Origin of the sequence: Streptomyces sp. CB02058, from assembly GCF_001905505.1 — a bacterium.
GTDB lineage: Bacteria > Actinomycetota > Actinomycetes > Streptomycetales > Streptomycetaceae > Streptomyces.
The window spans coordinates 93,041-116,787 of sequence record NZ_LIPG01000008.1; the positions used below are offsets into that span (position 1 = coordinate 93,041).

Annotated in this window: 19 protein-coding genes and 1 riboswitch; of the genes, 4 read left to right on the top strand and 15 right to left on the bottom strand. The window is 71.4% G+C overall.

The features are described 5' to 3' along the window. Positions 1-60: 60 nt before the first annotated feature. From AMK10_RS33740 to AMK10_RS33750, 3 genes are all read left to right on the top strand, one after another. Positions 61-1,080 (top strand): LacI family DNA-binding transcriptional regulator, encoded by a 1,020-nt coding sequence (locus tag AMK10_RS33740; protein ID WP_073753102.1) that lies wholly within the window; start codon positions 61-63, stop codon positions 1,078-1,080. 190 nt (positions 1,081-1,270) lie between these two features. Further along, a complete protein-coding gene (locus AMK10_RS33745) occupies positions 1,271-2,038 on the top strand; it encodes an ABC transporter ATP-binding protein (RefSeq protein WP_073753104.1) in 768 nt (255 codons plus the stop codon). A gap of 57 nt (positions 2,039-2,095) precedes the next feature. Next, positions 2,096-4,627 (top strand): ABC transporter permease, encoded by a 2,532-nt coding sequence (locus AMK10_RS33750; protein ID WP_073753106.1) that lies wholly within the window; start codon positions 2,096-2,098, stop codon positions 4,625-4,627. Positions 4,628-4,697: 70 nt separating this feature from the next. On the opposite strand, the gene AMK10_RS33755 is transcribed toward AMK10_RS33750, so the two are convergent. From AMK10_RS33755 to AMK10_RS33820, 14 genes are all read right to left on the bottom strand, one after another. Beyond that, positions 4,698-6,002 carry an SAM-dependent methyltransferase gene (locus AMK10_RS33755; protein WP_073753108.1) on the bottom strand — a complete coding sequence of 435 codons (1,305 nt, stop codon included), beginning with the start codon at positions 6,000-6,002 and terminating at the stop codon, positions 4,698-4,700. 252 nt (positions 6,003-6,254) lie between these two features. After that, positions 6,255-7,661 carry an NAD(P)/FAD-dependent oxidoreductase gene (locus tag AMK10_RS33760; protein WP_073753110.1) on the bottom strand — a complete coding sequence of 469 codons (1,407 nt, stop codon included), beginning with the start codon at positions 7,659-7,661 and terminating at the stop codon, positions 6,255-6,257. Between the two features lie 448 nt (positions 7,662-8,109). After that, on the bottom strand, positions 8,110-9,051 hold the full coding sequence (locus tag AMK10_RS33765) for a Ppx/GppA phosphatase family protein (RefSeq protein ID WP_073753113.1): 942 nt from the start codon (positions 9,049-9,051) through the stop codon (positions 8,110-8,112). 34 nt (positions 9,052-9,085) lie between these two features. Further along, complete coding sequence (locus AMK10_RS33770; protein ID WP_073753115.1) at positions 9,086-9,619, bottom strand: DUF501 domain-containing protein; 534 nt, start codon at positions 9,617-9,619, stop codon at positions 9,086-9,088. Between the two features lie 70 nt (positions 9,620-9,689). Then, positions 9,690-10,160 (bottom strand): FtsB family cell division protein, encoded by a 471-nt coding sequence (locus AMK10_RS33775; protein WP_073753117.1) that lies wholly within the window; start codon positions 10,158-10,160, stop codon positions 9,690-9,692. A gap of 92 nt (positions 10,161-10,252) precedes the next feature. Further along, positions 10,253-11,539: a phosphopyruvate hydratase gene (eno, locus tag AMK10_RS33780; RefSeq protein WP_073753119.1), complete on the bottom strand. Its 1,287-nt coding sequence runs from the start codon at positions 11,537-11,539 to the stop codon at positions 10,253-10,255. Positions 11,540-11,874: 335 nt separating this feature from the next. Then, positions 11,875-12,570 carry a transglycosylase family protein gene (locus AMK10_RS33785; protein WP_073753120.1) on the bottom strand — a complete coding sequence of 232 codons (696 nt, stop codon included), beginning with the start codon at positions 12,568-12,570 and terminating at the stop codon, positions 11,875-11,877. Continuing rightward, positions 12,571-12,742, bottom strand: a riboswitch (cyclic di-AMP (ydaO/yuaA leader). Positions 12,743-13,055: 313 nt separating this feature from the next. After that, positions 13,056-14,024 (bottom strand): LysM peptidoglycan-binding domain-containing protein, encoded by a 969-nt coding sequence (locus AMK10_RS33790; protein ID WP_073753121.1) that lies wholly within the window; start codon positions 14,022-14,024, stop codon positions 13,056-13,058. Positions 14,025-14,129: 105 nt separating this feature from the next. Then, positions 14,130-15,425, bottom strand: coding sequence for a cytochrome P450 family protein (locus tag AMK10_RS33795; protein ID WP_073753122.1), 1,296 nt, complete (start codon positions 15,423-15,425; stop codon positions 14,130-14,132). Continuing rightward, positions 15,422-16,450: a nucleoside triphosphate pyrophosphohydrolase gene (locus AMK10_RS33800; RefSeq protein ID WP_241839761.1), complete on the bottom strand. Its 1,029-nt coding sequence runs from the start codon at positions 16,448-16,450 to the stop codon at positions 15,422-15,424. The genes AMK10_RS33795 and AMK10_RS33800 overlap by 4 nt, the downstream gene beginning before the upstream one ends. A gap of 29 nt (positions 16,451-16,479) precedes the next feature. Further along, on the bottom strand, positions 16,480-17,136 hold the full coding sequence (locus AMK10_RS33805; protein ID WP_073753123.1) for a SurA N-terminal domain-containing protein: 657 nt from the start codon (positions 17,134-17,136) through the stop codon (positions 16,480-16,482). 169 nt (positions 17,137-17,305) lie between these two features. Next, positions 17,306-18,865 (bottom strand): serine/threonine-protein kinase, encoded by a 1,560-nt coding sequence (locus AMK10_RS33810; RefSeq protein ID WP_073753124.1) that lies wholly within the window; start codon positions 18,863-18,865, stop codon positions 17,306-17,308. Further along, complete coding sequence (locus tag AMK10_RS33815) at positions 18,862-19,503, bottom strand: hypothetical protein (RefSeq protein ID WP_073753125.1); 642 nt, start codon at positions 19,501-19,503, stop codon at positions 18,862-18,864. The genes AMK10_RS33810 and AMK10_RS33815 overlap by 4 nt, the downstream gene beginning before the upstream one ends. A 146-nt stretch (positions 19,504-19,649) precedes the next feature. Beyond that, positions 19,650-21,782, bottom strand: coding sequence for an N-6 DNA methylase (locus AMK10_RS33820; RefSeq protein ID WP_073753126.1), 2,133 nt, complete (start codon positions 21,780-21,782; stop codon positions 19,650-19,652). A 214-nt stretch (positions 21,783-21,996) separates the two neighbouring features. On the opposite strand from AMK10_RS33820, the gene AMK10_RS33825 reads away from it, so the two are divergent. Further along, complete coding sequence (locus AMK10_RS33825; RefSeq protein WP_073753127.1) at positions 21,997-22,803, top strand: DUF4190 domain-containing protein; 807 nt, start codon at positions 21,997-21,999, stop codon at positions 22,801-22,803. A 135-nt stretch (positions 22,804-22,938) separates the two neighbouring features. On the opposite strand, the gene AMK10_RS33830 is transcribed toward AMK10_RS33825, so the two are convergent. Continuing rightward, the gene (locus AMK10_RS33830) at positions 22,939-23,688 is read right to left on the bottom strand and encodes an N-acetyltransferase (RefSeq protein WP_073753129.1); all 750 of its coding nucleotides are present in this window, start codon (positions 23,686-23,688) and stop codon (positions 22,939-22,941) included. Positions 23,689-23,747: the final 59 nt, after the last annotated feature.

The window sequence follows — 23,747 nt, forward strand, 5'->3', positions numbered from 1 at the left end:
AGAGGTCAGGGCCCTGCGGCTAAGATGCGCCCTGAACACGAACCGGTTAAGCGAGGTCGCATGTCCAAGCACCGCCCCACGATCGCCGACATCGCGCGCCGCGCCGGGGTGTCGAAGGTGGCGGTGTCGTACGCCCTCAACGACCGCCCCGGGGTCTCCCCCGCGACGCGCGCCTCCATCAAGGCCATCGCGCAGGAGATCGGCTGGCGCCCCAACAGCGCGGCCCGGGCCCTCACCCGTGCGCGGGCCGACACCGTGGGGCTCGCGCTGTCCCGGCCCGCCAGGATGCTCGGGGTCGAGCCGTTCTTCATGGAGCTGATCAGCGGCATCGAGACCGAGCTGTCGGCGCGCGGCTGCGCCCTGCTCCTCCAGGTCGTCACCGACCCCGCGCAGGAGCTGGAGATGTACCGCCGCTGGTGGGGCGAGGGCCGGGTGGACGGGGTCTTCGTCGTCGATGTCCGCTCCCCCGATCCGCGCATCGAGGGCATCACCGAGCTGGGCATGCCCGCCGTCGTGATCGGCGACCCGTCCGCGGCGGGGCCGCTCACACCCGTCTGGTCGGACGAGCGGGCGGCGCTGCGGGACACCCTGACGTATCTGGCCGCGCTCGGTCATCGCTCGATCGCCCGGGTCGCCGGGCTGCCCGAGCTGACGCACACCCAGCTGCGCGACCGCGCCCAGCGCGAGCTCAGCGCCGAACTCGGCCTCGACGAGCCGGTGGTGGTGCACACCGACTACTCCGGCGAGGAGGGCGCGCACGCCACACGGCGGCTGATCAGCTCGGCCGCGCGCCCCACCGCCGTGCTCTACGACAACGACATCATGGCCGTCGCCGGCCTCTCCGTCGCCCAGGAGATGGGACTCGACGTGCCGGGCGACCTCTCGCTGGTCGCCTGGGACGACTCCCAGCTCTCCCGCGTCGTACGGCCCCCGCTGACGGCTCTGAGCAGGGACATCCCCGCGTACGGCACCCACGCGGCCCGTACCCTCCTGGCGATGGTGGCCGACGGCACCGCCCCCGGGTTCGAGGACGCGGCGGCCCGGCTGGTGCCCCGGGGGTCCACCGCGCCCCCGCGCTGAGGTCCAGGACCGCGGGGCCTGGGCCGGCGGATCTCGGGGTCGCTCTCCTACCTCAGGACTACGCCGCCGCGCCGCGGGTGCGACTCAAGAGGGCCCCGGGAACGGGCACGGGGGCTGACGACCCGGCGCGATACGGCGGCGACGATGGTGGGGTCCCCGCGAAGCAGTCGTCCGAACCAGGAGTACCCCCGTGACCACCACCACCGTTCACCGCACCACCGCGGTCGCCGCCCGCGCCACGGAGCTGTCGAAGGTCTACGGCCAGGGGGAGACCCAGGTGGTCGCCCTGGACCGGGTGACCGTGGACTTCCCGCAGGGCGAGTTCACCGCGATCATGGGCCCCTCGGGCTCCGGCAAGTCCACGCTGATGCACTGCGTGGCCGGTCTCGACAGCTTCAGCAGCGGCTCCGTGCGCATCGGTGAGACGGAGCTCGGGACCCTGAAGGACAAGCAGCTCACCCAGCTGCGCCGGGACAAGATCGGCTTCATCTTCCAGGCCTTCAACCTGCTCCCCACGCTGACCGCGCTGGAGAACATCACCCTGCCGATGGACATCGCGGGCCGTAAGCCCGATGCCGCCTGGCTGGAGAAGGTCATCGGCATGGTGGGCCTCTCGGAGCGGCTGAAGCACCGGCCCACCGAGCTCTCCGGCGGCCAGCAGCAGCGCGTGGCGGTCGCCCGCGCCCTGGCCTCCCAGCCCGAGATCATCTTCGGCGACGAGCCGACCGGGAACCTCGACTCCCGCTCCGGCGCCGAGGTCCTCGGCTTCCTGCGCAACTCGGTGCGCGAGCTCGGCCAGACCGTGGTGATGGTGACCCACGACCCGGTGGCCGCGTCCTACGCGGACCGGGTGATCTTCCTGGCGGACGGGGCCGTCGTCGACGAGATGACGCAGCCCACCGCGGACAAGGTGCTGGACCGGATGAAGGCGTTCGACGCGAAGGGCCGCACCAGCTGACCCGGCGGCTTCCGCCCCTGCCCTCCGTACCCCGAACTCCCCCCAGGAATTGACGACATGTTCCGTACCGCCGTGCGCAATGTGCTTGCGCACAAGGCCAGGCTGCTGATGACCGTGCTCGCCGTGATGCTCGGCGTCGCCTTCGTCTCGGGCACCCTGGTCTTCACCGACACCCTCGGCAACGCCTTCCGCAACCAGTCCGCGAAGAACTACGACAAGGTCGCCGTCGCCGTCACGACCTGGGCCGAGCGCGGCGACGAGGAGACCGCCGCCGTCGACGAGGAGACGCTCGGGAAGATCCGGGACCTCGACGGCGTGGCGGAGGCCACCGGGCGGGTCTCCGGCTTCGCGGGCGTCGCCGACCCGGACGGCAAGCTCATCGGCAACGGCTGGTCCAACACCGGCTCCAACTTCGCCCCCGGCGCCGGCGGCAAGGACGCGCAGTACACGTTCACCGAGGGCACCGGGCCGGTGAAGGACGGCGAGATCGCGCTCGACAAGGAGACCGCGAGCAAGGGCGAGTACCGCGTGGGGGCCCCGGTCCGGGTCGCCACGAACGGCCCGGTGAAGGAGTACACCCTCTCCGGCGTCTTCACCACCGAGGACGGTGCCGTGAACGCGGGCGGCAGCCTCGTCCTCTTCGACACCGACGTGGCCCAGCGGCTCTACCTGCGGCCCGGCGAGTTCAAGGACGTCAGCGTCGTCGCGGAGCCCGGCGCGTCGGACACCGCGCTGCTGGCCGCGGTGAAGCCCCTCCTCCCCAAGGACGCCGAGGCCAAGACGGGCGCGGCCCTCGCGGACGAGGAGGCCGAGATGACCGAGTCCGGCCTCAAGAGCCTGAACACGATGCTGCTCGCCTTCGCAGCCATCGCGCTCTTCGTCGGTGTGTTCCTGATCGCCAACACGTTCACCATGCTCATCGCCCAGCGCACCAAGGAACTCGCCCTGATGCGCGCCGTCGGCGCCTCCCGCCGGCAGGTCAAGCGGGCCATCCTGCTGGAGGCCGGTGTCGTCGGCGTGGTCGCGTCGGTGGCCGGCTTCGCGCTCGGCGTCGGCCTCGCCACCGGACTGCGCTCCGCCATGGGCATGTTCGGCGGGAAGATCCCGGCCGGACCGCTGGTCGTCTCCCCCGTCTCGGTCGCCTCGGCGTTCGCCGTCGGTGTGCTGATCACCGTGTTCGCCGCCTGGCTGCCCGCCCGCCGCGCCGCCAAGATCCCGCCGGTGGCGGCGATGAGCAGCGTGCACGCCGTGGCCACCACCAAGTCCCTCGTCGTACGGAACTCGATCGGCGGGGTCCTCACCCTGCTCGGGTCCGCCGCGATCATCGGCGGTGCCGCCCAGGGCGACGAGAACGGCCGCTGGCTCATCGGCGGAGGGGCGTTCCTGGCCCTGATCGGTGTCATCGTGCTCATCCCGCTGCTCTCGCGGCCGGTGATCGCCCTCTTCCGCCCGCTGCTGCGCACGGCGTTCGGGGTCTCCGGCAAGCTGGCGGCGCAGAACGCGGTCCGTAATCCGCGGCGTACCGGAGCCACCGCCTCCGCCCTGGCGATCGGTCTCACCCTGGTCACCGGCATCTCGGTGCTCGGAGTCACGCTGGGCCAGGCCATCGACAAGATGACGACGGACAACATCCGGGCCGACTACATGGTCTCGATGGCCAGCGGGGAGCCGCTCGACGAGACGGCCCTCACCGCCCTGCGCAAGGCCGACGGCGTCGCCGCGGCCTCCCCCCAGCGGTCGGTCTGGCTGACCGTCGGCAAGGAGGAGGGCGTCTCGGCCTCCGGAGTCACCCCGGGTGACGTCGAGAAGGTCTTCGCCCTGAAGACGGTCTCCGGTTCGCTCTCCTCCCTGAAGGACGGCGAGATCGCCGTCGACCGCAAGACCGCGAAGTCGCACGGCTGGAAGACCGGCGACAGCGTCCCCGTGACGTACCAGGACGAGAAGAAGGAGACCCTGAAGGTCGGCGCGCTCTACGAGGGCAACGAGTTCCTCTCCCCCGTCCTGATCTCCGAGGACCTCGTCGACCCGCACGAGACCCTGTCGGACATCCGTGAGGTCTGGCTGACCATGGACGGCGGCCAGAGCGAAGCCAACGAGCAGGCCGTCGTGGACGCGCTCGGCGACAACCCCGCGATGAGCGTCATGGACCGCCAGGGCATCCGGGACATGTTCGGCGGGTTCATCAACACGGCGCTGAACATCATGTACGGGCTGCTGGCGATGGCCCTGGTCATCGCGGTCCTCGGCGTCGTCAACACGCTCGCCATGTCGGTCTACGAACGCCAGCAGGAGATCGGCATGCTGCGCGCCATCGGCCTGGACCGGCGCAGGGTCAAGCGCATGATCCGGCTGGAGGCCGTCGTCATCTCGCTCTTCGGGGCAGTGATCGGTGTGGGCCTCGGCACGTTCCTCGGCTGGGCCATCGGGAAGAGCCTGTCCTCCTCGATCCCGGGCTACGCCCTGGTCATCCCGTGGGACCGGCTCGCCGTCTTCCTCGTCCTCGCGGGCCTGGTGGGCGTCCTGGCCTCCCTCTGGCCGGCCCGCAGCGGCGCGAAGCTGAACATGCTGACCGCGATCAAGACGGAGTAGCCCCTCCGGCTCCGTACGGGAAGGGCCGGTACCCGCGGGTACCGGCCCTTCCGTGTGTGCGGAGCAGCCGTCAGCCCCCGGCCGACGCCGTCCAGTCACGGGCCCGCAGCGGCATGTCCGCGGCGCCGCCCTCCCGTGGACGCACCACGAGGATCTGGTTGACGCCGATCTTGTTGTGCTCGAAGGAGAGCGCGGAGGCCGCCATGTAGAGCCGCCACACCCTGGCGCGTCCGGGCGAGGTGGCCCGTACGGCCTCCTTCCAGTTGTTCTCCAGGTTGGTCACCCACTGGCGGAGGGTCAGCGCGTAGTGCTCACGGATCGCCTCGACGTCACGGGCCTCGAAGCCGGCCTCCTCCAGGGTGGCGACGGTGCGGCCGACCGGGGCCAGTTCGCCGTCGGGGAAGACGTAGGCGTCGATGAAGTCGTCGATGCGGTAGGCGGTCTCGTCCTTCTCGGGGCGGCGGGCGATCTGGTGGTTGAGCAGACGGCCGCCGGGCTTGAGGAGTGCGTAGAGGTCGTCGGCGTACTCACGGAAGCGGACCGAGCCGACGTGCTCGGCCATGCCGATCGACGAGACGGCGTCGTACGGGCCGTCCCTGACGTCCCGGTAGTCCTGGACCCGGATCTCGATCCGGTCGGTGAGGCCCTCCTCGGCGATGCGCTTACGGGCGAAGGCGGCCTGTTCGGTGGAGAGGGTCACACCGGTGACCCGGGCGCCGTACTCGCGGGCCGCGTGGATGGCCATGGAGCCCCAGCCGCAGCCGACGTCCAGGAGCCGGTCGCCCTCCTTCAGGGCGAGCTTGCGGCAGACGAGGTCGAGCTTGTCCCGCTGGGCCTCTTCGAGGGTCCGGCCGTCCTGCCAGTAGGCGCACGAGTAGACCATGGACGGGCCGAGGACCATGGCGTAGAAGTCGTTGCCCACGTCGTAGTGGTGGCTGATGGCCGCCTTGTCGCGGCGCTTGGTGTGCAGCGCGCCGGTGCGGCGTCTGACCTCCTCCGCGGGCGGGGCCGGCGGCGGCCAGGGCCCGGCCAGCTGGACGAGGCCGCGGGCGAAGGCCCGGACCTTCGGGTCGCGGACGGGATGGACGGTGTCCTTGGCGTCGGCGCCGCGTTCCCAGAGCAGCGAGGCCAGGGAGTCCAGGACGGCGTACAGATCACCGTCCACGTCGATCTCGCCGGCCACCCAGGCGCGGGCCAGGCCCAGTTCGCCCGGCTTCCAGAGCAGGCGCCGCAGGGCGCGGCGGTGGCGCAGGACGAGGACGGGGGCACCCGGCGGCCCGGATTCGCTGCCGTCCCACGCCCTGATCCGGACGGGCAGGGGCTCCCCCAGCAACTCTTCGGCAAGAGCGGTCAGCCGCGATGCGGCGTCGGCCATGGTGCACACCTCCGTGGTGGTGTTTCCGAACGTGCCTAAATTCGCATATACGCACCCGAACCGGGCCGCGACACCTCGGGGCCGCGGCGAGGTACACCAGCCTCAACGCAACCCGGCCGCGATGCCATCCCCCGGCCGGGCAACGGAAGGGCAAAATACCTGCACCACCCATCTAGTTGACGGCGCGCAGGCACGCCGAAGGGGCCGTCCGCACCACGGATGGCGGACGGCCCCTTCGATGACGTACGAGCGCTAGGAGGCCTTGGCCTTCTCGCCCTCGGTCTTGCTCTTGTCGCCGTCGGCCTTGGCCGCGACGGGCGCGGGGCTCGGCTTGGCGGCCTCGTAGAACTCCTCGCGCGGAGTCTCCATGGCGCCGAGCGAGACGACCTCGCGCTTCAGGAACATCGCCAGGGTCCAGTCGGCGAAGATCCGGATCTTACGGTTCCAGGTCGGCATGGCCATGCCGTGGTAGCCGCGGTGCATGTACCAGGCGAGACGGCCCTTGACCTTGATCTTCACCTTGCCCATGACGATCATCGCGACGCCCTTGTGCAGGCCGAGTCCGGCGACCGCACCCTTGTTGGCGTGGCTGTACTCCTTCTGCGGGAAGCCCCGCATGCCGGAGATGACGTTGTCACCGAGGACCTTGGCCTGACGCAGCGCGTGCTGGGCGTTCGGCGGGCACCAGGCGTTCGGGTTGCCCGCGCGGCGGCCGACCATGTCCGGGACCTGGGCGTTGTCGCCCGCGGCCCAGATGTAGTCGGTGCCCTGCACCTGGAGCTTCTCGGAGGTGTCCACGTGGCCTCGGGGGCCGAGCGGGAGACCGAAGCGGGCCAGGGCCGGGTTCGGCTTCACGCCGGCCGTCCACACGATCGTGCTGGAGTCGACCTCGAGGCCGTTCTTCAGCACCACGTGACCGTCGACGCAGGAGTCCATGGACGTCGAGAGGTAGACCTCGACACCACGGCTCTCCAGGTGCTCCTTGCCGTACGCGCCCAGCTTCGGGCCGACCTCGGGAAGGATCTTGTCGGCGGCGTCGACCAGGATGAAGCGCATGTCCTCGCGCTTCACGCTGGTGTAGTACTTGGCCGCGTCGCGGGCCATGTCCTCGACCTCGCCGATGGTCTCCGCGCCGGCGAAGCCGCCGCCCACGAAGACGAACGTCAGCGCCTTGCGGCGGACGTCCTCATCGGTCGTCGAGTCGGCCTTGTCCAGCTGCTCGAGGACGTGGTTGCGCAGGCCGATGGACTCCTCGATGCCCTTCATGCCGATGCCCTGTTCGGCGAGGCCGGGGATCGGGAAGGTGCGGGAGACCGCGCCCATCGCGATGACCAGGTAGTCGAAGGGCAGCTCGTAGGCCTCGCCGACGAGCGGCGCGACCGTGGCGACCTTGCGGTCCTGATCGATGGTCGTGACACGGCCGGTGAGAACCTCGGCCTTGGGCAGCACGCGTCGCAGCGGGACGACGACATGCCGAGGCGAGATGCTGCCGGCAGCAGCTTCGGGGAGGAAGGGCTGGTACGTCATGTACGAGCGAGGGTCGACGACCGTGACGGTCGCCTCCCCGTACCGCATCTTCTTCAGAATGCGACGAGCTGCGTACAGGCCTACGTACCCACCGCCTACAACGAGGATCCTGGGACGCTCCGTGGTGCTCATGCCATCGAGTATCCACCCCTCCCGGGGGGCATGCTCGTGAGCCCCTTCACAAGGTATGCGCGACCCTCTGCTACACTTCGCCGCCCACGTGACCCAGGTCATGGCTTCCACGGGGAACCACGAGGTCCTGGCGAACGTTGTTCACCGCTTGTGAGCTGGCCCTTGGGGCGGCGGACGGGATGAACCAGCCGCCCGGGACACACCCCGGCCACACCACCGAAACGTCCCCGCACCACCGCGACACGGCCTCGGACAGGACCCTCGCGGCCCCCCGGAGGCAGAACTTCCCCCAGAGGGACCGAATTCCTTGTGAAGAAGTTCACGAACTTCGTGGCGGCGCTCCGCGAAAGGCCCCTCCGGACGGGTCCGGAGGGGCCTTCTCGAGCTCAAAGGTGCAGGCGGGAATGCGTATGAGCAGCTTCTCACCGCGCCCGCGGGAGCACTGTGATCACGCGGCGGACCAGGCGATCCCGTCCAGGATGTCGTGTTCGCTGACGACGACCTCGGCGGCCCCGCTGCGCTCCATCACCGCGAGCAGGACGAGCGCGCCCGAGGCGATCACATCGACCCGGCCGGGATGCATCGCGGGGATCGCGGCGCGCTCCTCGTGCGTCGAGGCGAGCAGCCGCGCGGTGATCTCCCGGACCCGCTCCACGGAGACCCTGGAGTGGTGGATCGCCGCGGAGTCGTACTCCTCCAGCCCGAGCTCGATCGCAGCGATCGTCGTGACCGTCCCCGCCAGTCCCACCAGCGTCGCCGCGGAGGCGAGCGGCACGGTCTCGGCGGCGAGATCCAGGGCGGCGTCGATGTCCGCGCGGATCGCCGCGATCCGGTCGGGCGTCGGCGGGTCCACCACGGCGCCGTCCTGGACGAGATGACGCTCGGTCATGCGCACGCAGCCGATGTCCACCGACCGGGCGGCCTGCACCTGGTCGTCGCCCACGACGAACTCCGTGGAGCCGCCGCCGATGTCCACGACGAGATAGGGCTTCTCCAGGTGGTCGCTGCCCGCCAGCTCCTTGGTGGCGCCGTCGAAGGACAGCTGCGCCTCCTGGTCACCGGTGACGACCTCGGGCTCGACGCCCAGGATGTCCAGCACGCCCTGGACGAACACGGCGCTGTTCTCCGCGTCCCGGGAGGCGGAGGTGGCGACGAAACGGATCCGCTCGGCGCCGAGGTCCTTGATCACGGCCGCGTAGTCGCGGCACGCGTCGAAGGTGCGCTCCAGCGCCTCCGGGGCCAGCCGGCCGGTCCGGTCGACACCCTGGCCGAGCCGGACGATCCGCATCCGGCGGTCCAGCTCGGTGAACCGCCCGGTGACGGGGTCCGCGTCCGCGACGAGCAGGCGGATGGAGTTGGTACCGCAGTCGATGGCGGCAACGCGGGTCATGGGGCTCCTGTGGTTGTACGGGGACCGCGCGGGGTCAGGACGCGTCGGCTTCGCCGCACGGCGTGACGCAGGGGCCCTTGGCCCACCACTCCGGCAGCATCGCGATGGCCTCGTCGCCCAGCGGGTTCACTCCGGGGCCGGCGGCCAGGGAATGGCCGACCAGGACGTGCAGGCACTTCACCCGGTCCGGCATGCCGCCGGCGCTCGGGAAGCCCTCCAGGACCTCGATGGCGTCGCGGCGCGCGATGTAGTCCTCGTGCGCGGCCCGGTAGGCGGCGGCCAGCTCCGGGTCGGTGGCGAGGCGCTCGGTCATCTCCTTCATGACCCCGTTGGCCTCCAGCGTGCCGATCGCGGACGCGGCGCGCGGGCACGTCAGGTAGTACGTCGTCGGGAACGGCGTGCCGTCCTCCAGACGGGGCTGCGTCTCGACCACGTCCGGGTTGCCGCAGGGGCAGCGGTGCGCGATGGCGCGCAGACCGCGCGGCGGGCGGCCGAGCTGGAGCTCGAACGCGGCGATGTCCGCGGCGGTGGGCGTGGTGGATTCGGTCTGCGGAGGGGGCGTGTCCATGCCTGCCTTGAATGTCATCGGTCGGACTGTATGAATCGGTGCGGGAAGGGGGCACGGTACCGCGACGGGGTCACTCCCGGTCCGCGGTGTCGACGCCGTCCCAGAGGTTCGAGTGCCAGGGCCGCCCCGTCTCCCCCGGCTCACCGCGGCGCACCTCGGCCGCGTCCGGGTCGACCACCGTATAACCGGTCTCGCCGGGCAGCACGTAGTGCAGGTGCTCGCGCGCGAGACGGCGGATGTAGGCGTCGTCCTTGAGCCGCGCCTTCTCGTCCCGCAGCTCCTCGGTCCGCGCCCGCGCGTCCTGCGAGAGCCTCTCCTGCTCGGCGATCTGGTCGCGCTGGGAGATGTACTGCCGCATGGGATAGGCGAGCGCCACCACCAGGGAGCAGACGATGAGCGCCAGGAAGGCCGCCCGCCCGGTGAGCCGGGAGCGGCGGGCCTGACGGCGGTTCTGGGACCGGTAGACGCGGGCCGCCGTCTGCTCGCCGAGCAGCCGCAGCCTGGTCGCGGTGGAGAACCGGTCGCGGTCCTTCCCGGCCATGTCTCACGCTCCCCGTTACGCACGTCCGTCCCCGCACACGGTACGGGACCGAGTGCGGGGACGGACGGAGGCTGGTGCCCGGACTCGGGCCGTCAGCCCTCGAAGCGGAACCGCGGGAACGCCGAACGCCCGGCGTAGACCGCGGCGTCGTCGAGGATCTCCTCGATGCGCAGCAGCTGGTTGTACTTGGCGACGCGGTCCGAGCGGGCCGGGGCGCCGGTCTTGATCTGGCCGCAGTTCACGGCGACGGCGAGGTCGGCGATGGTGACGTCCTCGGTCTCACCGGAACGGTGCGACATCATGCACTTGAAGCCGTTGCGCTGGGCCAGCTCGACGGCGTCCAGGGTCTCGGTCAGCGAACCGATCTGGTTGACCTTGACGAGCAGGGCGTTGGCCGAGCCCTCCTCGATGCCGCGGGCGAGGCGCTCGGGGTTGGTGACGAACAGGTCGTCACCGACGATCTGCACCTTGGAGCCGAGCTTGTCGGTGATGACCTTCCAGCCGGCCCAGTCGTCCTCGTACAGCGGGTCCTCGATGGAGACCAGCGGGTACGCGGAGACGAGCTCCTCGTAGTACTCGGTCATCTCGGCGGCCGAGCGGGACTTGCCCTCGAACTCGTAGACGCCGTCCTTGTAGAACTCGGACGCGGCGACGTCGAGCGCGAGCGCGATGTCGCGGCCGGGGACGTAACCGGCCTCCTTGATGGCCTCGAGGATGAGGTCGAGGGCGGCGCGGTTGGACTCGAGGTTGGGGGCGAAGCCCCCCTCGTCACCGAGGCCGGTGGACAGGCCCTTGGTCTTCAGGACCTTCTTCAGCGTGTGGTAGATCTCCGCACCCCAGCGCAGGGCCTCGGAGAAGGACTCGGCGCCGATCGGCGCGATCATGAACTCCTGGATGTCCACGTTGGAGTCGGCGTGCGAGCCGCCGTTCAGGATGTTCATCATCGGAACGGGCAGCAGGTGCGCGTTCGGGCCGCCGAGGTAGCGGAACAGCGGGAGGTCGGACGCCTCGGACGCGGCGTGCGCCACGGCCAGCGAGACGCCGAGGATGGCGTTGGCGCCGAGGGAGCCCTTGTTCTCGGTGGCGTCCAGGTCGAACATCGCCTGGTCGATGAGGCGCTGCTCGGTGGCGTCGTAGCCGACGAGCTCCGGGCCGATCTGCTCGATCACGGCGAGGACGGCCTTCTCGACGCCCTTGCCCTGGTAACGGTTGGGGTCACCGTCGCGAAGCTCAATGGCCTCGAACGCGCCGGTGGAGGCGCCGGACGGAACAGCAGCACGTCCCGTGCTGCCGTCGTCGAGGCCAACCTCGACCTCGACCGTGGGGTTGCCCCGGGAGTCGAGGATTTCCCTGGCTACGACGACGTCGATGGACGGCACGAGGCATCTCCTTCTGGGATCTGACACTGGTTGGGCAGGGTCACTGTGGCCTTGCGGCACGAGCCTAACCGGCTCGGCCCGCTCCGTCGGCCGTCCGCCCGTCCCCTGGGACGAAAAAGGACCCAAGGGCCCGCATTACGGGCAAAGCTCCAGAATTTTACTGGCAAGTAACTACAACAGTTGAACGGTCGCGCCCGCCGGCAGCCCTCGACGGCTCCATTCCGCGGAGCGCCGAAGCGCCTCCGGTTCCGGACACGGCCCCGGCCCGGCGCGCGGGGGGTGGGCGCACCGGGCCGGGCCGCCGGGGCAGGAGGAAGACCCCGGGCTGCTTCCGACTACTTCAGGTGGAGCTGCTGACCCGGGAAGATCAGGTCGGCGTCGTCGACGATGTCGTCGTTGAGCTTGAAGAGCTTCTCCCAGCCGCCCTTGACCTTCTTGGCGTCGGCGATCTTGCTGAGGGTGTCGCCGGCCTTGACCTTGTACTCGCCGTCGCCCTTCTGGACCTTCTCGCCGGTCGGGGTCGTGACGGTCTTCCCGGCCTTCGGCTCCGCGCGCTTCTCGCTGCGGTTGGCGGGCTGCTCGGCCGTGCGCTCGGGCTCGGTCTTCGTCTCGGCCGCCTTGGCACCGGAGCCGGTGTCGACACCCGGGTCCACGCCGTCGTTCGTCAGGCCGCCGGCACCGGCACAGGCCCAGGCGCCCGGGCCCTGGAGGTCGAGGAGCTTCTCGGCGGTGGCTATCTGCTGGCCCTTGGTGGCCAGGTCGGCGCGCGCGGCGTACTGCGTACCGCCGGCGGCGGCCCAGCTGGACTGCGAGAACTGGAGCCCGCCGTAGTAGCCGTTGCCGGTGTTGATGGACCAGTTGCCACCGGACTCGCACTGCGCGACGGCGTCCCAGGTGGCGACGGAGGCGGCAGAGGCGTTGGTCGCGCCCATCAGCGGCACGGCGACGGCGGCGCCGGCGACACCCGCCAGGGTGGCGACACGGACGGCCTTGGACGGGCGGCGGTGCTTGCCCTTGCTGGAAAGCAGCATGGTTCTCCTCACCGACGCCTACGAGGTGAGCTGTCGGGTTCGGGCCTGTGAGTTGCCCGGTCACCCGCACTCGCGGACGACTTCACCCCGAGCCGTGTCCGCGCCCGTCTTCCGACGGCCGGGTCCGGCGCTTACCTGGGTCCCCCGCTCCTGCCTACGGCGCTTTACGCGTCGGTTCCCTTCGTCCGACGGCAGGATTCGGCGTGACGGTCGAAGGTGCCCGCGGTGCGAGCGGCTCCGACCGTAGACACACGCAACCCCCACATTCAAAGATGGACATAACGGTCAATCAACATGAACCGGAATGGCGCGGTGAGCCGTTTGCGCAGGTCGGAGCCAATATGGACGGACCGGACAGGCGGAGCGCGGCAATTGAAGCAAAGAGACCCATGTCTCACTTACGCATAAGTGGACATAGGCCTCTGAACTACCCCTGATTTCGGGGTGTTTTCCCGCTTTGGATCAGTTGTGGATCAACCGCCGGATCAGTTGCCGGCCGCGGCCTCCGCCCGGGCGTCGGCAGCGTCCGCCGCGACGTCGAGGACGAGGTTCTGGCCGGGGAGGATCAGGTCCGGGTCGGAGCCCAGCTCGCTCTTGTTGGCCTCGTAGAGCGCGGGCCAGCCACCGGGGAGCTCCTGCGCGTCGGCGATCGCCCAGAGGTTGTCGCCCGCGCGGACGGTGTAGGTGCCGTCAGCGCCCTGGCGCGCGTCGGAGTCGCCCCGCGAGGCGTGGCGGCCGGACTCGCGTCCGCTCCCCACCTCCGAGCCGGTGCTCGCGCTCGCCTCGGGGGCGGGCGTGCCGCGGTGCTTTCCGCCCTTGGCGGCGTCACCCTTCGACGCGCCGGACACCTCCGACGCCTCGGACGACGGGGTGGCGGACGGCGACGCCTCGGCACTCGCGGAGGTGTCGGCTTCGTCACTCTTGTCCGTCTTGGCGCCGGACTTGCCGTTGGACTTGTCCGACTTCTCCGCACCGTCGGCCTCGTCGGAGGCCTCGGCGGAGGGAGTGTCGGACGCGGTCGCGGTGTCCGAGGGCTCGGCGGAGGGCTCGCCGCCCGGGTCGACACCCGGCAGTGTCCCGTCCAGGGCGAGCCCGGAGATCACGGCGCAGCTCGGCCACGCCTGCGGCCCCTTGTCGTCCAGCACCTTCTCGGCGACGGCTATCTGCTGCGAGCGGCTGGCGAGGTCCGCCCTGGGGGCGTAGTCCTTGCCGCCGTAGGCCGACCACGTCTCCTGCGAGAACTGCAGTCCGCCGTAGTAGCCATTGCCGAGGTCGGCACTCCACATGCCGCCGCTCTCGCACTCCGCGACCCGGTCCCAGGTCGTGGCGTCTGCGGCCTGTGCGCCGCCCGCGCCGAGGAGCGGGATGGCGATGGCCGATCCCGTGACGCCTGCGGCGACGACGATGGCGGGTGCCTGGCGAGGGCGACGGTGTCTGCCGGTCGCGGAGCCCATGGGATTGCCTTCCGTGTGACTGACATGTGACGGGTGAGTCGAACGGTGAACCTAGCCCTACTCGAACGTGTGTCACAAGTCGATGCAGCGGAGATCACGTGAAAGTCACAGAGTTGACAGGCTGTCACTTTTTTCGGCCGGGCGCCCCGGTTCGAACTCGACGGGAAGCGTGCGCAGTCCACGCATGATGAGCCCGCCCCGCCAGCGCAAATCGGCAGGTTCCGCAGCGAGCCGCAGGTCGGGGAGGCGTCGCAGCAGCGTCGCCAGAGCCACCTGACCCTCCAGACGGGCCAGCGGAGCACCCAGGCAGTAGTGGATGCCGTGCCCGTATCCGAGGTGCTGATTGTCACTCCGAGCGAGATCCAGGGTGTCCGCATCCTGGAATCTGGCCGGATCCCGATCCGCGGCGGCCAGAACCACGAGCACGGGGTCCCCCGCCGCGATCTCCTGGCCCCCCAGCGTCACGGGCTCGGTGGCGTACCGCCAGGTCGCGAGCTCCACCGGCCCGTCGTAGCGCAGCAGCTCCTCGATGCCCGTGGCGAGCAGCTCCGTCTCCCCCGCTTCGAGGGAGCGCTCCAGGCGCTCGCGCTGGTCCGGGTTGCGCAGCAGCGCGTACGTGCCGTTGCCGATGAGGTTCACGGTGGTCTCGAAGCCGGCGAAAAGGAGGATGAAGGCCATCGCCGCGGCCTCGTTCTCGCTGAGGTGCTCTCCGTGGTCGCTCGCCCGGATCAGCCCGGAGATCAGGTCGTCGCCGGGATTCTCCCTCTTGCGGTGGATGAGTTCGGCGAGATATCCGCGCATCTTCTTGACCGATCTGGCCACCCCGCCGCGCGGACCGCCGCCGTGGCGGATCATCATGCCCGCCCAGTCGCGGAAGTCGTCCTGGTCCTCGCGCGGCACCCCGAGCAGGTCGCAGATCGCGTAGATGGGCAGCGGGAAGGCGAAGTCATGGATGAGGTCCGCCTTCCCCTCCTCGATGAACGAGTCGATGAGGTGGTCCGTCAGCTCCTGCACGCGCGGCGCGAACTCCGCGACCCGGCGCGGGGTGAACGCCTTGGACACGAGCCGGCGCAGCCGGGTGTGGTCCGGGGGGTCGATGTTCAGCAGATGCGTCATCAGCTCCGCCTTGCGCTCCCCCGGGATGCCCGTCTTCCCCTTGGCGTTCGCCGACCCCGCGTGGTGCGCCGGGTTCTTGGAGAGCCGGGTGTCGGCGAGTGCCTGCCTGGCGTCCGCGTACCGGGTCACCAGCCAGGCCTCGACCCCGCTGGGCAGCGCCGTGCGGTGCACGGGGCTGTGCTCGCGGAGCCAGGCGTAGGCGGGATACGGATCGGAGGCGAACTCCCAGGTGAAGAGTTCGGGTGCTGCGTCGGGCGCGGAGGCCGTCCCGGGGCTGTCGTTCACCCCTCGACGCTATCCGGAGCGGTCCCGCCGCCGTCCGGGGCGTCCCCGGCACCCTCCCGGGCGGTGCCGAGCCCTTCCGCCGCCCGGATCGCGTCCCGGTAGGCGCGGGCGGCGGCCCGCAGGGCGGCCTCCGGGTCCGTGCCGTCCTGCTCGGCGCGCACGGCCAGGGCGAGCAGCCGGTAGCCGACGCCGTCCCCCTCGGGGAGCGCGGCGTCGATCCCCGCCGTACGGGCCCTGCTGCCGAGCTTGGCCGCGAGCGCCAGACCGGGCTGCCCGAGCGGCACCCCGTCGGTGACCGAGGCGCGCTGCTTCTCGATCGCCTTCGTACGCAGCCAGTGCGCGTGGACGTCCTCCGGTGTCTCGGCGGTCTCGTCGCCGAACACATGGGGGTGACGGTGGATCAGCTTGTCGACGATCGTGGCCGCGACGTCGTCGACGCCGAACGGCTCCTCGGGGTCCTCCTGCGCGATACGGGCGTGGAAGACGACCTGGAGGAGCACGTCGCCGAGCTCCTCGCGCAGCTCCTCGCGGTCACCGTCCTCGATGGCCTCGACGAGTTCGTACGCCTCCTCGATGGCGTACTTCGCGAGGCCCTCGTGCGTCTTCTGCGAGGTCCACGGGCATTCCAGCCGGATCCGGTCCATGACCTGGACCAGATCCAGGAGGCGTGCGCCGGGCAGGTCGTACGAACCGGGCAGCAGCTCCAGGTCCGGCATCCGCACCCGGCCGGAACCGCCGAGCCTGGCCAGTCCGTCGGTGAGCGGCTGATTGCCCTCGCCGCCCACCAGCACCACCACGGTCCGGCCGCCCGCGCAGTCGTCCACCAGCTCGTCCGCGGAGGGCACGGCCTGCTCGACGGCGACGCCCGCCTCCCGCAGATACGGCAGCTGCGGGTGCTCGGCCTCCGCGCACACCACCCGGTCGGCGGCGTGCAGCGTCTGCCAGGCGGGCCAGGACAGGAGTCCCGGCGCGACACGGTGGCTGGCGGTGAGCAGGACGATACGGCCGGGATCTTCAGCGTTCACACCCCGAACCTACCCCCGGCCCCTCGGGGTCAGGCGCCTGCCTCGGGCTCCTGCGCCTGGAAGGTGGTGACCTGCTTGATCCAGGGGGACTCGTAGGTGCTGAGCTGGACCTTCGCGTCGTCCCAGCTGCCGTAGCGCGGATTGACGTCGATGTGCAGCGACTTCGACGCCTCGGTGAGCGCCTTCCCGACGGCCTGCTGGCCGGCCGGGGTCTGCAGGTCGGCGCCGAGCGCCTGCGCCAGCTTCGGGAGCTGGACCTCCTTGCGCAGGTCCGCCTCGATCTGGCCGGGGGCGACCCAGCGCTGCTCCAGCATCACCGTCCGCAGCCCCTGGGCGCCACCGGACTGCTGGGCCGCCGCCGCCTCGATCTGCTGGATCTCCTTGCGGCTGACGCTGACCCCGGCGTCCTCGGCGGCCCGGTCCAGGACCCGGCCGAAGATCAGGCTGTGCAGCTTGGCGCGGTTCAGCTGTCCTGACTTCTTCACCAGTTCGTCGGACTGCGCCGAGGCCTGCTGGGCGGTGCGCACGTCCGCCGCCTGCGCCTGGACCGTGGCCACGTCGATCCGGTCGCCGCCGACCACGGCCGCGGCACCGGGATGGGCCTCGCTGCCGCAGGCCGTCAGGAGCGGGGCCGCGAGGAGTGCGGCGGCGGAAAGGGCGAGCGCGGTGCGACGACGGCGGTGCAAAGGAGCCTCCCGGGGAGAGTTTGTGCATCAGTGCACAAAGCCTTGCGGTGATCGATGTTAGGCAGTGGACGTGATTCGGGCCACTGCTTCGACCAACGATTTCCGGACCCGTGGGTGTGGGGTCGGAACCGAAAACCCCTCGGCTCGCCCTTTTCGGCCGGCCCGCGGCTCACACCGAGCCGCGGACGTCCTGATGGTGGGCCAGCTGCCTGCGCAGCTCCGTGGGGAGCGGGTGATGGGGGCCGTACGCCCGCTCCGTGTCGTACAGGAGCGCCTGCAACTGGGCGCGGCCCGCCGCGTGGTCGCCTGCCCCGAGCAGCAGATGGCCGATCCGGTGGCGGATGTCGAAGGCCCTGCCGGGGCCCCCGGAGTGGGCGTAGCCGTTCTCGTAGTAGGGGAGGACCGCGCGGTACTCGGCGAGCGCCGCGGCGGCCTCGCCGAGCTGCTCCAGGCACTGCGCGGCGTCGTAACGGAACTGCAGGGTCTGGGAGTCGGCCGGGCCGGCCTCCGCCGCGCGGTCGTCGGCGAGGCGGCGGAGCTCGGGGAGGGCGCGGCGGTACTGGCCGTCGTCCATGAGCGTGGCGGCGTACTGCTTGCGCAGGATACGGACGACGGGCGAGTGCTCGCCGTGCTCCGCCGCGGCGGCCGGAAGGATGCCCCCGAGGATGTCGACGGCCTGGGTGATGCGGCCCTCACCGAGCAGCCGCTTCACGTCGTCGACGGCCTGCGCCACGTTCGGACGGGCGGGCGGCTCGTGCGGCGCCGCGGGCATCTGCTGGGCGGGGACGACCGGCACGGGCGCCGGGGTGGCGGCGCGGTCGGGCCAGGGCGCGTGCGGGCGGAGGAAGGGGCGGGTCGGGTCGAGCGGCCCGGACGGGGAGCCCCCGGAGGGCAGCAGGGGCCGCAGGGACTCGTAGACCTCCTGGGCGGAGGCGGGCCGGTGCTGGGGGTCCTTGGAGAGCAGCCGCAGGACGAGCACTTCGAGCGCCTCGGGGACCTCGGGCCTGAGGTGGCGGACCGGCAGGGGCGGCTCGTAGAGATGGCGGTGCAGGACGCCCAGGGCCGTGGAACCGGCGAACGGCACGTCACCGCTGAGGAGTTCGTGCATGAGCACCCCCAGGGCGTACAGGTCGGTGTACGGGCCGACGGCGCCGCCCATCGCCTGCTCGGGCGCCATGTAGGCCGGGGAGCCGATCGGTGAACCCGTGTGCGTGAGACGGGTGGTGTCGGTGTCCATGACGGAGGCGATGCCCAGGTCGAGCACGGTGACCGTGCCGTCGGGCTTGACCATCGCGTTGCGCGGCTTGAGGTCGCGGTGGACGATCGGCACCGCGTGCACGGCGGAGAGCACCGCGCAGAGCTGGGCGGCGATGGCGACGGCCCAGGGCCACGGGTAGGGGTCGTGCTCGGCGAGATGGTCGGCGAGGTCCGCGCCCTCGACGTACTGCATGACGAGATAGAGGTCCTCGCCGTCGCTCCCCGCGTCGTGCACCGTGACCAGACCGGGGTGGTCGACCTGTGCGGTGACCCGGCACTCCCGGACGAACCTGCGGCGCAGATCGTCGGCGGCCTCGCTGCCGGAGGGGCCCGCGACCCGGTCCGGGCGCAGGAGCTTCACCGCGACCCTGCGGTCCAGGCGCTGGTCGTACGCCGTCCAGACCTGGCCCATGCCGCCCTGGCCGAGAATGGTCGCCAGCTCGTAACGCCCGGCGATGACACGCCCGTTCACCGGCCGTCGCCCTCCTTGCGGAGGTAGTCGCTCAGCTCGTCGAGCTCGGCGCGCACCTGGTCCAGGCGCTGGGGCGCCTGGGGCCTGGGGGTGTCGGCCGGGGGCGTGGGGGCGGGCTGCTGCTGCCCGGGCGCCGGAACGGTCTGCTGGCCGGGCGCGGGCGGGTAACCGTAGGACGGGGCGGCCGACGTGGGCTGGACGGGCACGGTCTGCTGCCCGTATCCCGGCACGGGCGCGCCCGGGTGCGGGGCGCCGTATCCGTACGGCACCACCTGCGGGACGCCGTACGGGCCGAAGTGGCGGATCTCCGTGTACAGGTAATAGGTGATCGTGCCGGCGAAGAGCACCAGCATCCAGGTGAGAGTGATGAGCGCCTGCGCGTCGGACATCACCTCCTCCTCGTCCGGCAACGACCCGAGGTAGGCGATGAGTCCGACGTTCAGCGCGATCACCAGGCCGAACAGCCACCAGTCGCGCTTCCTGCGGGTGACGATCGCCAGGCGCAGCATCGCCGCCCAGGAGAGGAGCCCGCAGCTCAGCAGGGTGAGCGCGACGAAGACCACGCGCAGCGTGACCAGCGTGGCCGAGGACGGACGACGCTTCGGCTGCTGCTCCGGCGGATAGCCGTAGCCGTGCATGTGCTGCTCCCGGAGGGCGTGTGTCGGACGTGTGCAGTGAGCGTATACACCGACACGGACAACCGGTCCCGGGTTGTGCACAACCGTTGTGGTTCACATCACGGTTGTGCACCCCGGTGGCGTCGACGGTCGCCCCGCCCGTCACCTCACTCCGGGGCGACCGTGCCCTCCGTGAGCCCGTCGTACATCCCCTGGACCAGCTGTCCGCCCAGTCTCCCGGCCGTGCGCAGTGCGTCCTCGAAGGCGGCGAGGGCGCTGAACCGCTCTCCGTACCGCTGCTGTTCGTCCAGCGGCAGGCGCGGCACCTGGAGGCGTCTGGCGTCGAGCCGGGCAGCGGTGGAGGCGTAGCTGCTGGCCTGCCGGTTGTTGGCGGTGGCGCGCAGGAAGCCGGCGAGGAACCAGGGGTCGAGCGCGGCCGGATCGGGGCGCAGCAGCTGGAGGTTGCGGCCGAGCGCGGCTCCGGCGGTGGCCTGGTCGACGACCCTGGCCATAGAGCCGCCGCCCAGCACGGGCACGACGACGTCACCCTCCTCCAGGAGGAGCGGCTCGGCGTCGGGCGAGGCCGTGTGCGCGGGGCCGGCCGCCGCTCCGCTCGGTGCCGTACCGGTCGCCGCCGCACCGCTCGGTGCCGTACCGGCGAGGACGTCGTGCTCGGTGAGGACCCGCGCGGTGCCGCCGGATGCGCCGGTGCCTGTACGCAGGTGGAGCGCTCCGGCGCGCGCCAGTTCACCGACGGTGGTGAAGGGCCGCCGGGCCGGCTCCCCGGGCACGGCGGGCGGCGGGGTGAGCCGGGAGGTCAGCTTGAGGGTGTCGTCCAGGCGCTGCCGTACGCGGACCAGTTCGGCCGCGCCGCCGCCGGCGGCCCGGGGCGGGAGATGGCGGGCGGGGGCCAGGTCCACGTCGTCGTCGAGGAGTTCGATGACGGGGACCGCCCGGCTGGTCCCGGGGTGTTCCTCGACGGGCTCCCGGCGCCCGGGGGCGTCGAAGGGGGTCCAGGCGTCGAGCACGGCGGCGCGCACGGCGGGCCAGTCCAGCCGGTCGCGGCCCGTGGGAGCCCCCGCGGGCTCGGACTCCGCCGTGTCGACGACGAGGAGTTCGGGGGCGGGGGGCTGCTCGGAGCCCGGCTTGCGGAGCACCCAGATGTGCAGCGGAATGCCGTACGGGGGCGCGGCGCCCGCCGGGAGCGCGATGACGGCGCGCAGCGCGCCCCGGCGGAGCAGATCGGCTCGGATGCGGCGGCCCGACCGGCGGGACGCGGCGGCCGGGGGCATCAGCACGACGGCGGTGCCGCCCTCGCGGAGATGGGCCAGGGCGTGCTGCACCCAGGCCAGTTCGGATTCGGTGCGGGCGGGGAAGCCGTACTCCCAGCGCGGGTCGTAGGCCAGCTCGTCGTGGCCCCAGTTGCGCTCGTTGAACGGGGGGTGGCAGAGCACCGCGTCCACGGTGAGCCGGGGGAAGGCGTCGGCGCGCAGGGTGTCGCCGGTCCGCACCGCGAGCGCCTCCCCGCTCCCGCCCGCGTGCAAGGCGAGCCGGAGCGCGGTGAGCGCCGCCAGGTCGGGGTCGGTCTCCTGGGCGTACAGCGCGGTGGGACGGCCGACGGCGCGCAGCAGGGCGCCGGTTCCGGCGGCGGGGTCGAGGACCGTGCGCGAGGGGTGCTTGCCGCTCTGCCGGGCGCTCCTCGGCGGCTCCGCGAGGTCGGCCATCAGTTCGGCGAGGCCGGGGGGCGTGAGTGTGTACTGCCGCGGATTGGCGTCGAGCTGGCGGCCGAAGAGGAAGTCGAAGGCCTGCCGGGCCCCGCTCTCCGCGGCGAGTTCGGCGACGGCGCGCAGCAGCGGGACGGACGGCAGGAGCTCCCGCTCGGTGGGCGTGGGCACCGCCCGGCCCTCCCCGAAGCGGTCGGCGAGCACCTGGTCCAGCGCGCCGGGCAGCACTCCCGCCATCCGGGCGTCGGAGACGGCGGTGATCTCCAGCCAGGCGGTGGGCCTGTCCCTGACCAGCAGCAGGGCGCATCCCGCGTGGACGAGCGCGGTGACGGCGCCGCCGGGGTGACCCGTCAGCTGCTGCCACACCCGCTCCCGCAGCGGGACCTCGGCGAGCTTGCCCTGGTCGCGCAGCCACCGCTCGACCTCGGGGAGCGCGAAGGAGGGGCTGGCCTCCGTGCCGCCGACCGGTTTCGGGAAGTCGGCGTGCCGGCGGCGCCAGTTGCTGACGGCGGCACGGCCGACGCCCGCGAGCCGGGCGATCCCGGCGGCGGTCACCTCTGTCGAGTTCTCCGGCACTGGCCTGTCTCCCGTTCCGCGCGCATGGGTGTCGCCTGCTGTGTGGGTGAGCATACCGATCTCACCCCACCCATCGGTTCACAGCACGTTCAACTCGACATCCCCGTGAACAGTGTTGACTTGGTTCACAGCAACTGGTCTCATTGACTCATCGCACACCAGAAGGTGATGCGGATCCGCTCACACTTCCCGTTCTTCCTCGAAGGGCACACCCATGTCCCAGTACACGCAGCCGCAGCCCCAGCAGCCGTACGCCCCGGCGCAGACGCCCGGCACCCGACCCGCCCGCAACGGCCTCGGCATCGCCGCGCTCGTCCTCGGCATCATCGGCACCGTCTCGGGGCTGGTCCCCTTCTTCTTCTGGCTCGCGGGCATCCTGGGCCTCATCGCCCTGATCCTGGGACTCTCGGCACGGGGGCGCGTGAAGCGCGGTGAGGCCACCAACAAGGGCGTGGCCACGTTCGGCGCGGTCCTCGGCCTCGTGGCGCTGGTCCTGTCGGTGGTCGGAGCCGTCCTCACGTTCAAGGCCGTGGACGACGTGGTGAACGACATCAACAAGTCGGCCACCTCCAGTGCGGCAGCGAAGCCGGCGGACGCCGGGGACGACACGGCGAAGGACGAGGCCAAGGGCGAGAGCCTCGCCGAAGGGGACACGGCTGTCTACGACGACGACCTGGAGGTCACCGTCAACGCCCCCGCCGCGTACACCGCCGACGAGTTCGCCATCGGCCACACCAAGGGCAACAGCGCCTACAAGGTGACGGTCGTCATCGAGAACAAGGGCAAGGAGAAGTTCGACGCGACGCTCACGACCGTGGACGCCCGCGCCGGGGAGGACGGCGTGAACGCCGAGCAGATCTTCGACGCCAAGGTCGGCGAAGGCTTCAGCGGCACGGTGCTGCCGGGCAAGAAGGTCACGGCGACGTACGCCTTCGACGCCCCGGCCGACGCGAAGAACCTGACCGTCGAGGTCTCCCCCGGCTTCGAGTGGGACGCCCAGCAGTGGGACCTGAAGCTCTGAGCACCGGCCCGCGCCCCGACGAAGGCCCACCCCGTGAGACGCCCCTCCAGCAGTCACCGGAGGGGCGTCCTGGGGCGTTCGGGCCCCACACACCGCCTCAGGGCCTCAGGGTGCCCCTCTGAGAGCCCACATCCCTCAGGTCCGGTGCCGCACCCAGACGTTCGGCTCGACGTACACCGCGTACCCGTGGGCGGGCGAACAGTGCACCGGCACCAGCGCGCCCGGGACCTCCACCGGCCCCTCCGCGTCGAACGGCAGCCCGGTCCAGGCACGCCACCGCTCCAGCGACCCGCTCACCGTCATCGACACCGGGGCCACCGCCTCGATCACCCCGCCCGCCCGCACATGGACCCGCAGCCAGGGGTCGGCGGGCAGGCCGTCCTCGGGGCGGGTCCGCCGGGCGTACTCCTCCATCGGCACCGCGGCCTCGGCGTGCTTGGCGCTGGGCCGGACCGGGGCGACGAGTTCCCTGAAGCCGAGGCGCCGGGTGTTCTCCCGCATCGCGGCAACCATCCGCCCGGAGATGCCCTGCCCGAGACTCCCGGTCGCGACCGTGATCTCGATCGCGCTGACGGTGTCCGGTGCGCGCCCGTGCCTCAGGTCGGAGAAGGCCCACAACAGCACCTGGTCCCAGCCGCCTTCGGGCAGCTTCCCGTCACGCCCCGGCGCTTCGAGTGCGAACGGCACGCTGTAGCCCCGGGCCACCACGTCCCCCTCGCGGCCGGTGGCGACGAGCACGAACTCGGGGAACTCGGCCGCGATGCGCGGGAAGTTCGCCCAGCCGACCAGGTCCTCCAGGACGAACTCGGGCCAGGTGTCGGGCATCTCCTCCAGCGCACCTGCGAGTTCGGGCCGTTCGGCGAGCGTGGTGATCTTGACATCCATGCGGCCACGGTAGAGAGGCCCCGAGCCGCCGCCAACCGGTTAAGGCAGGAGGCACTCTC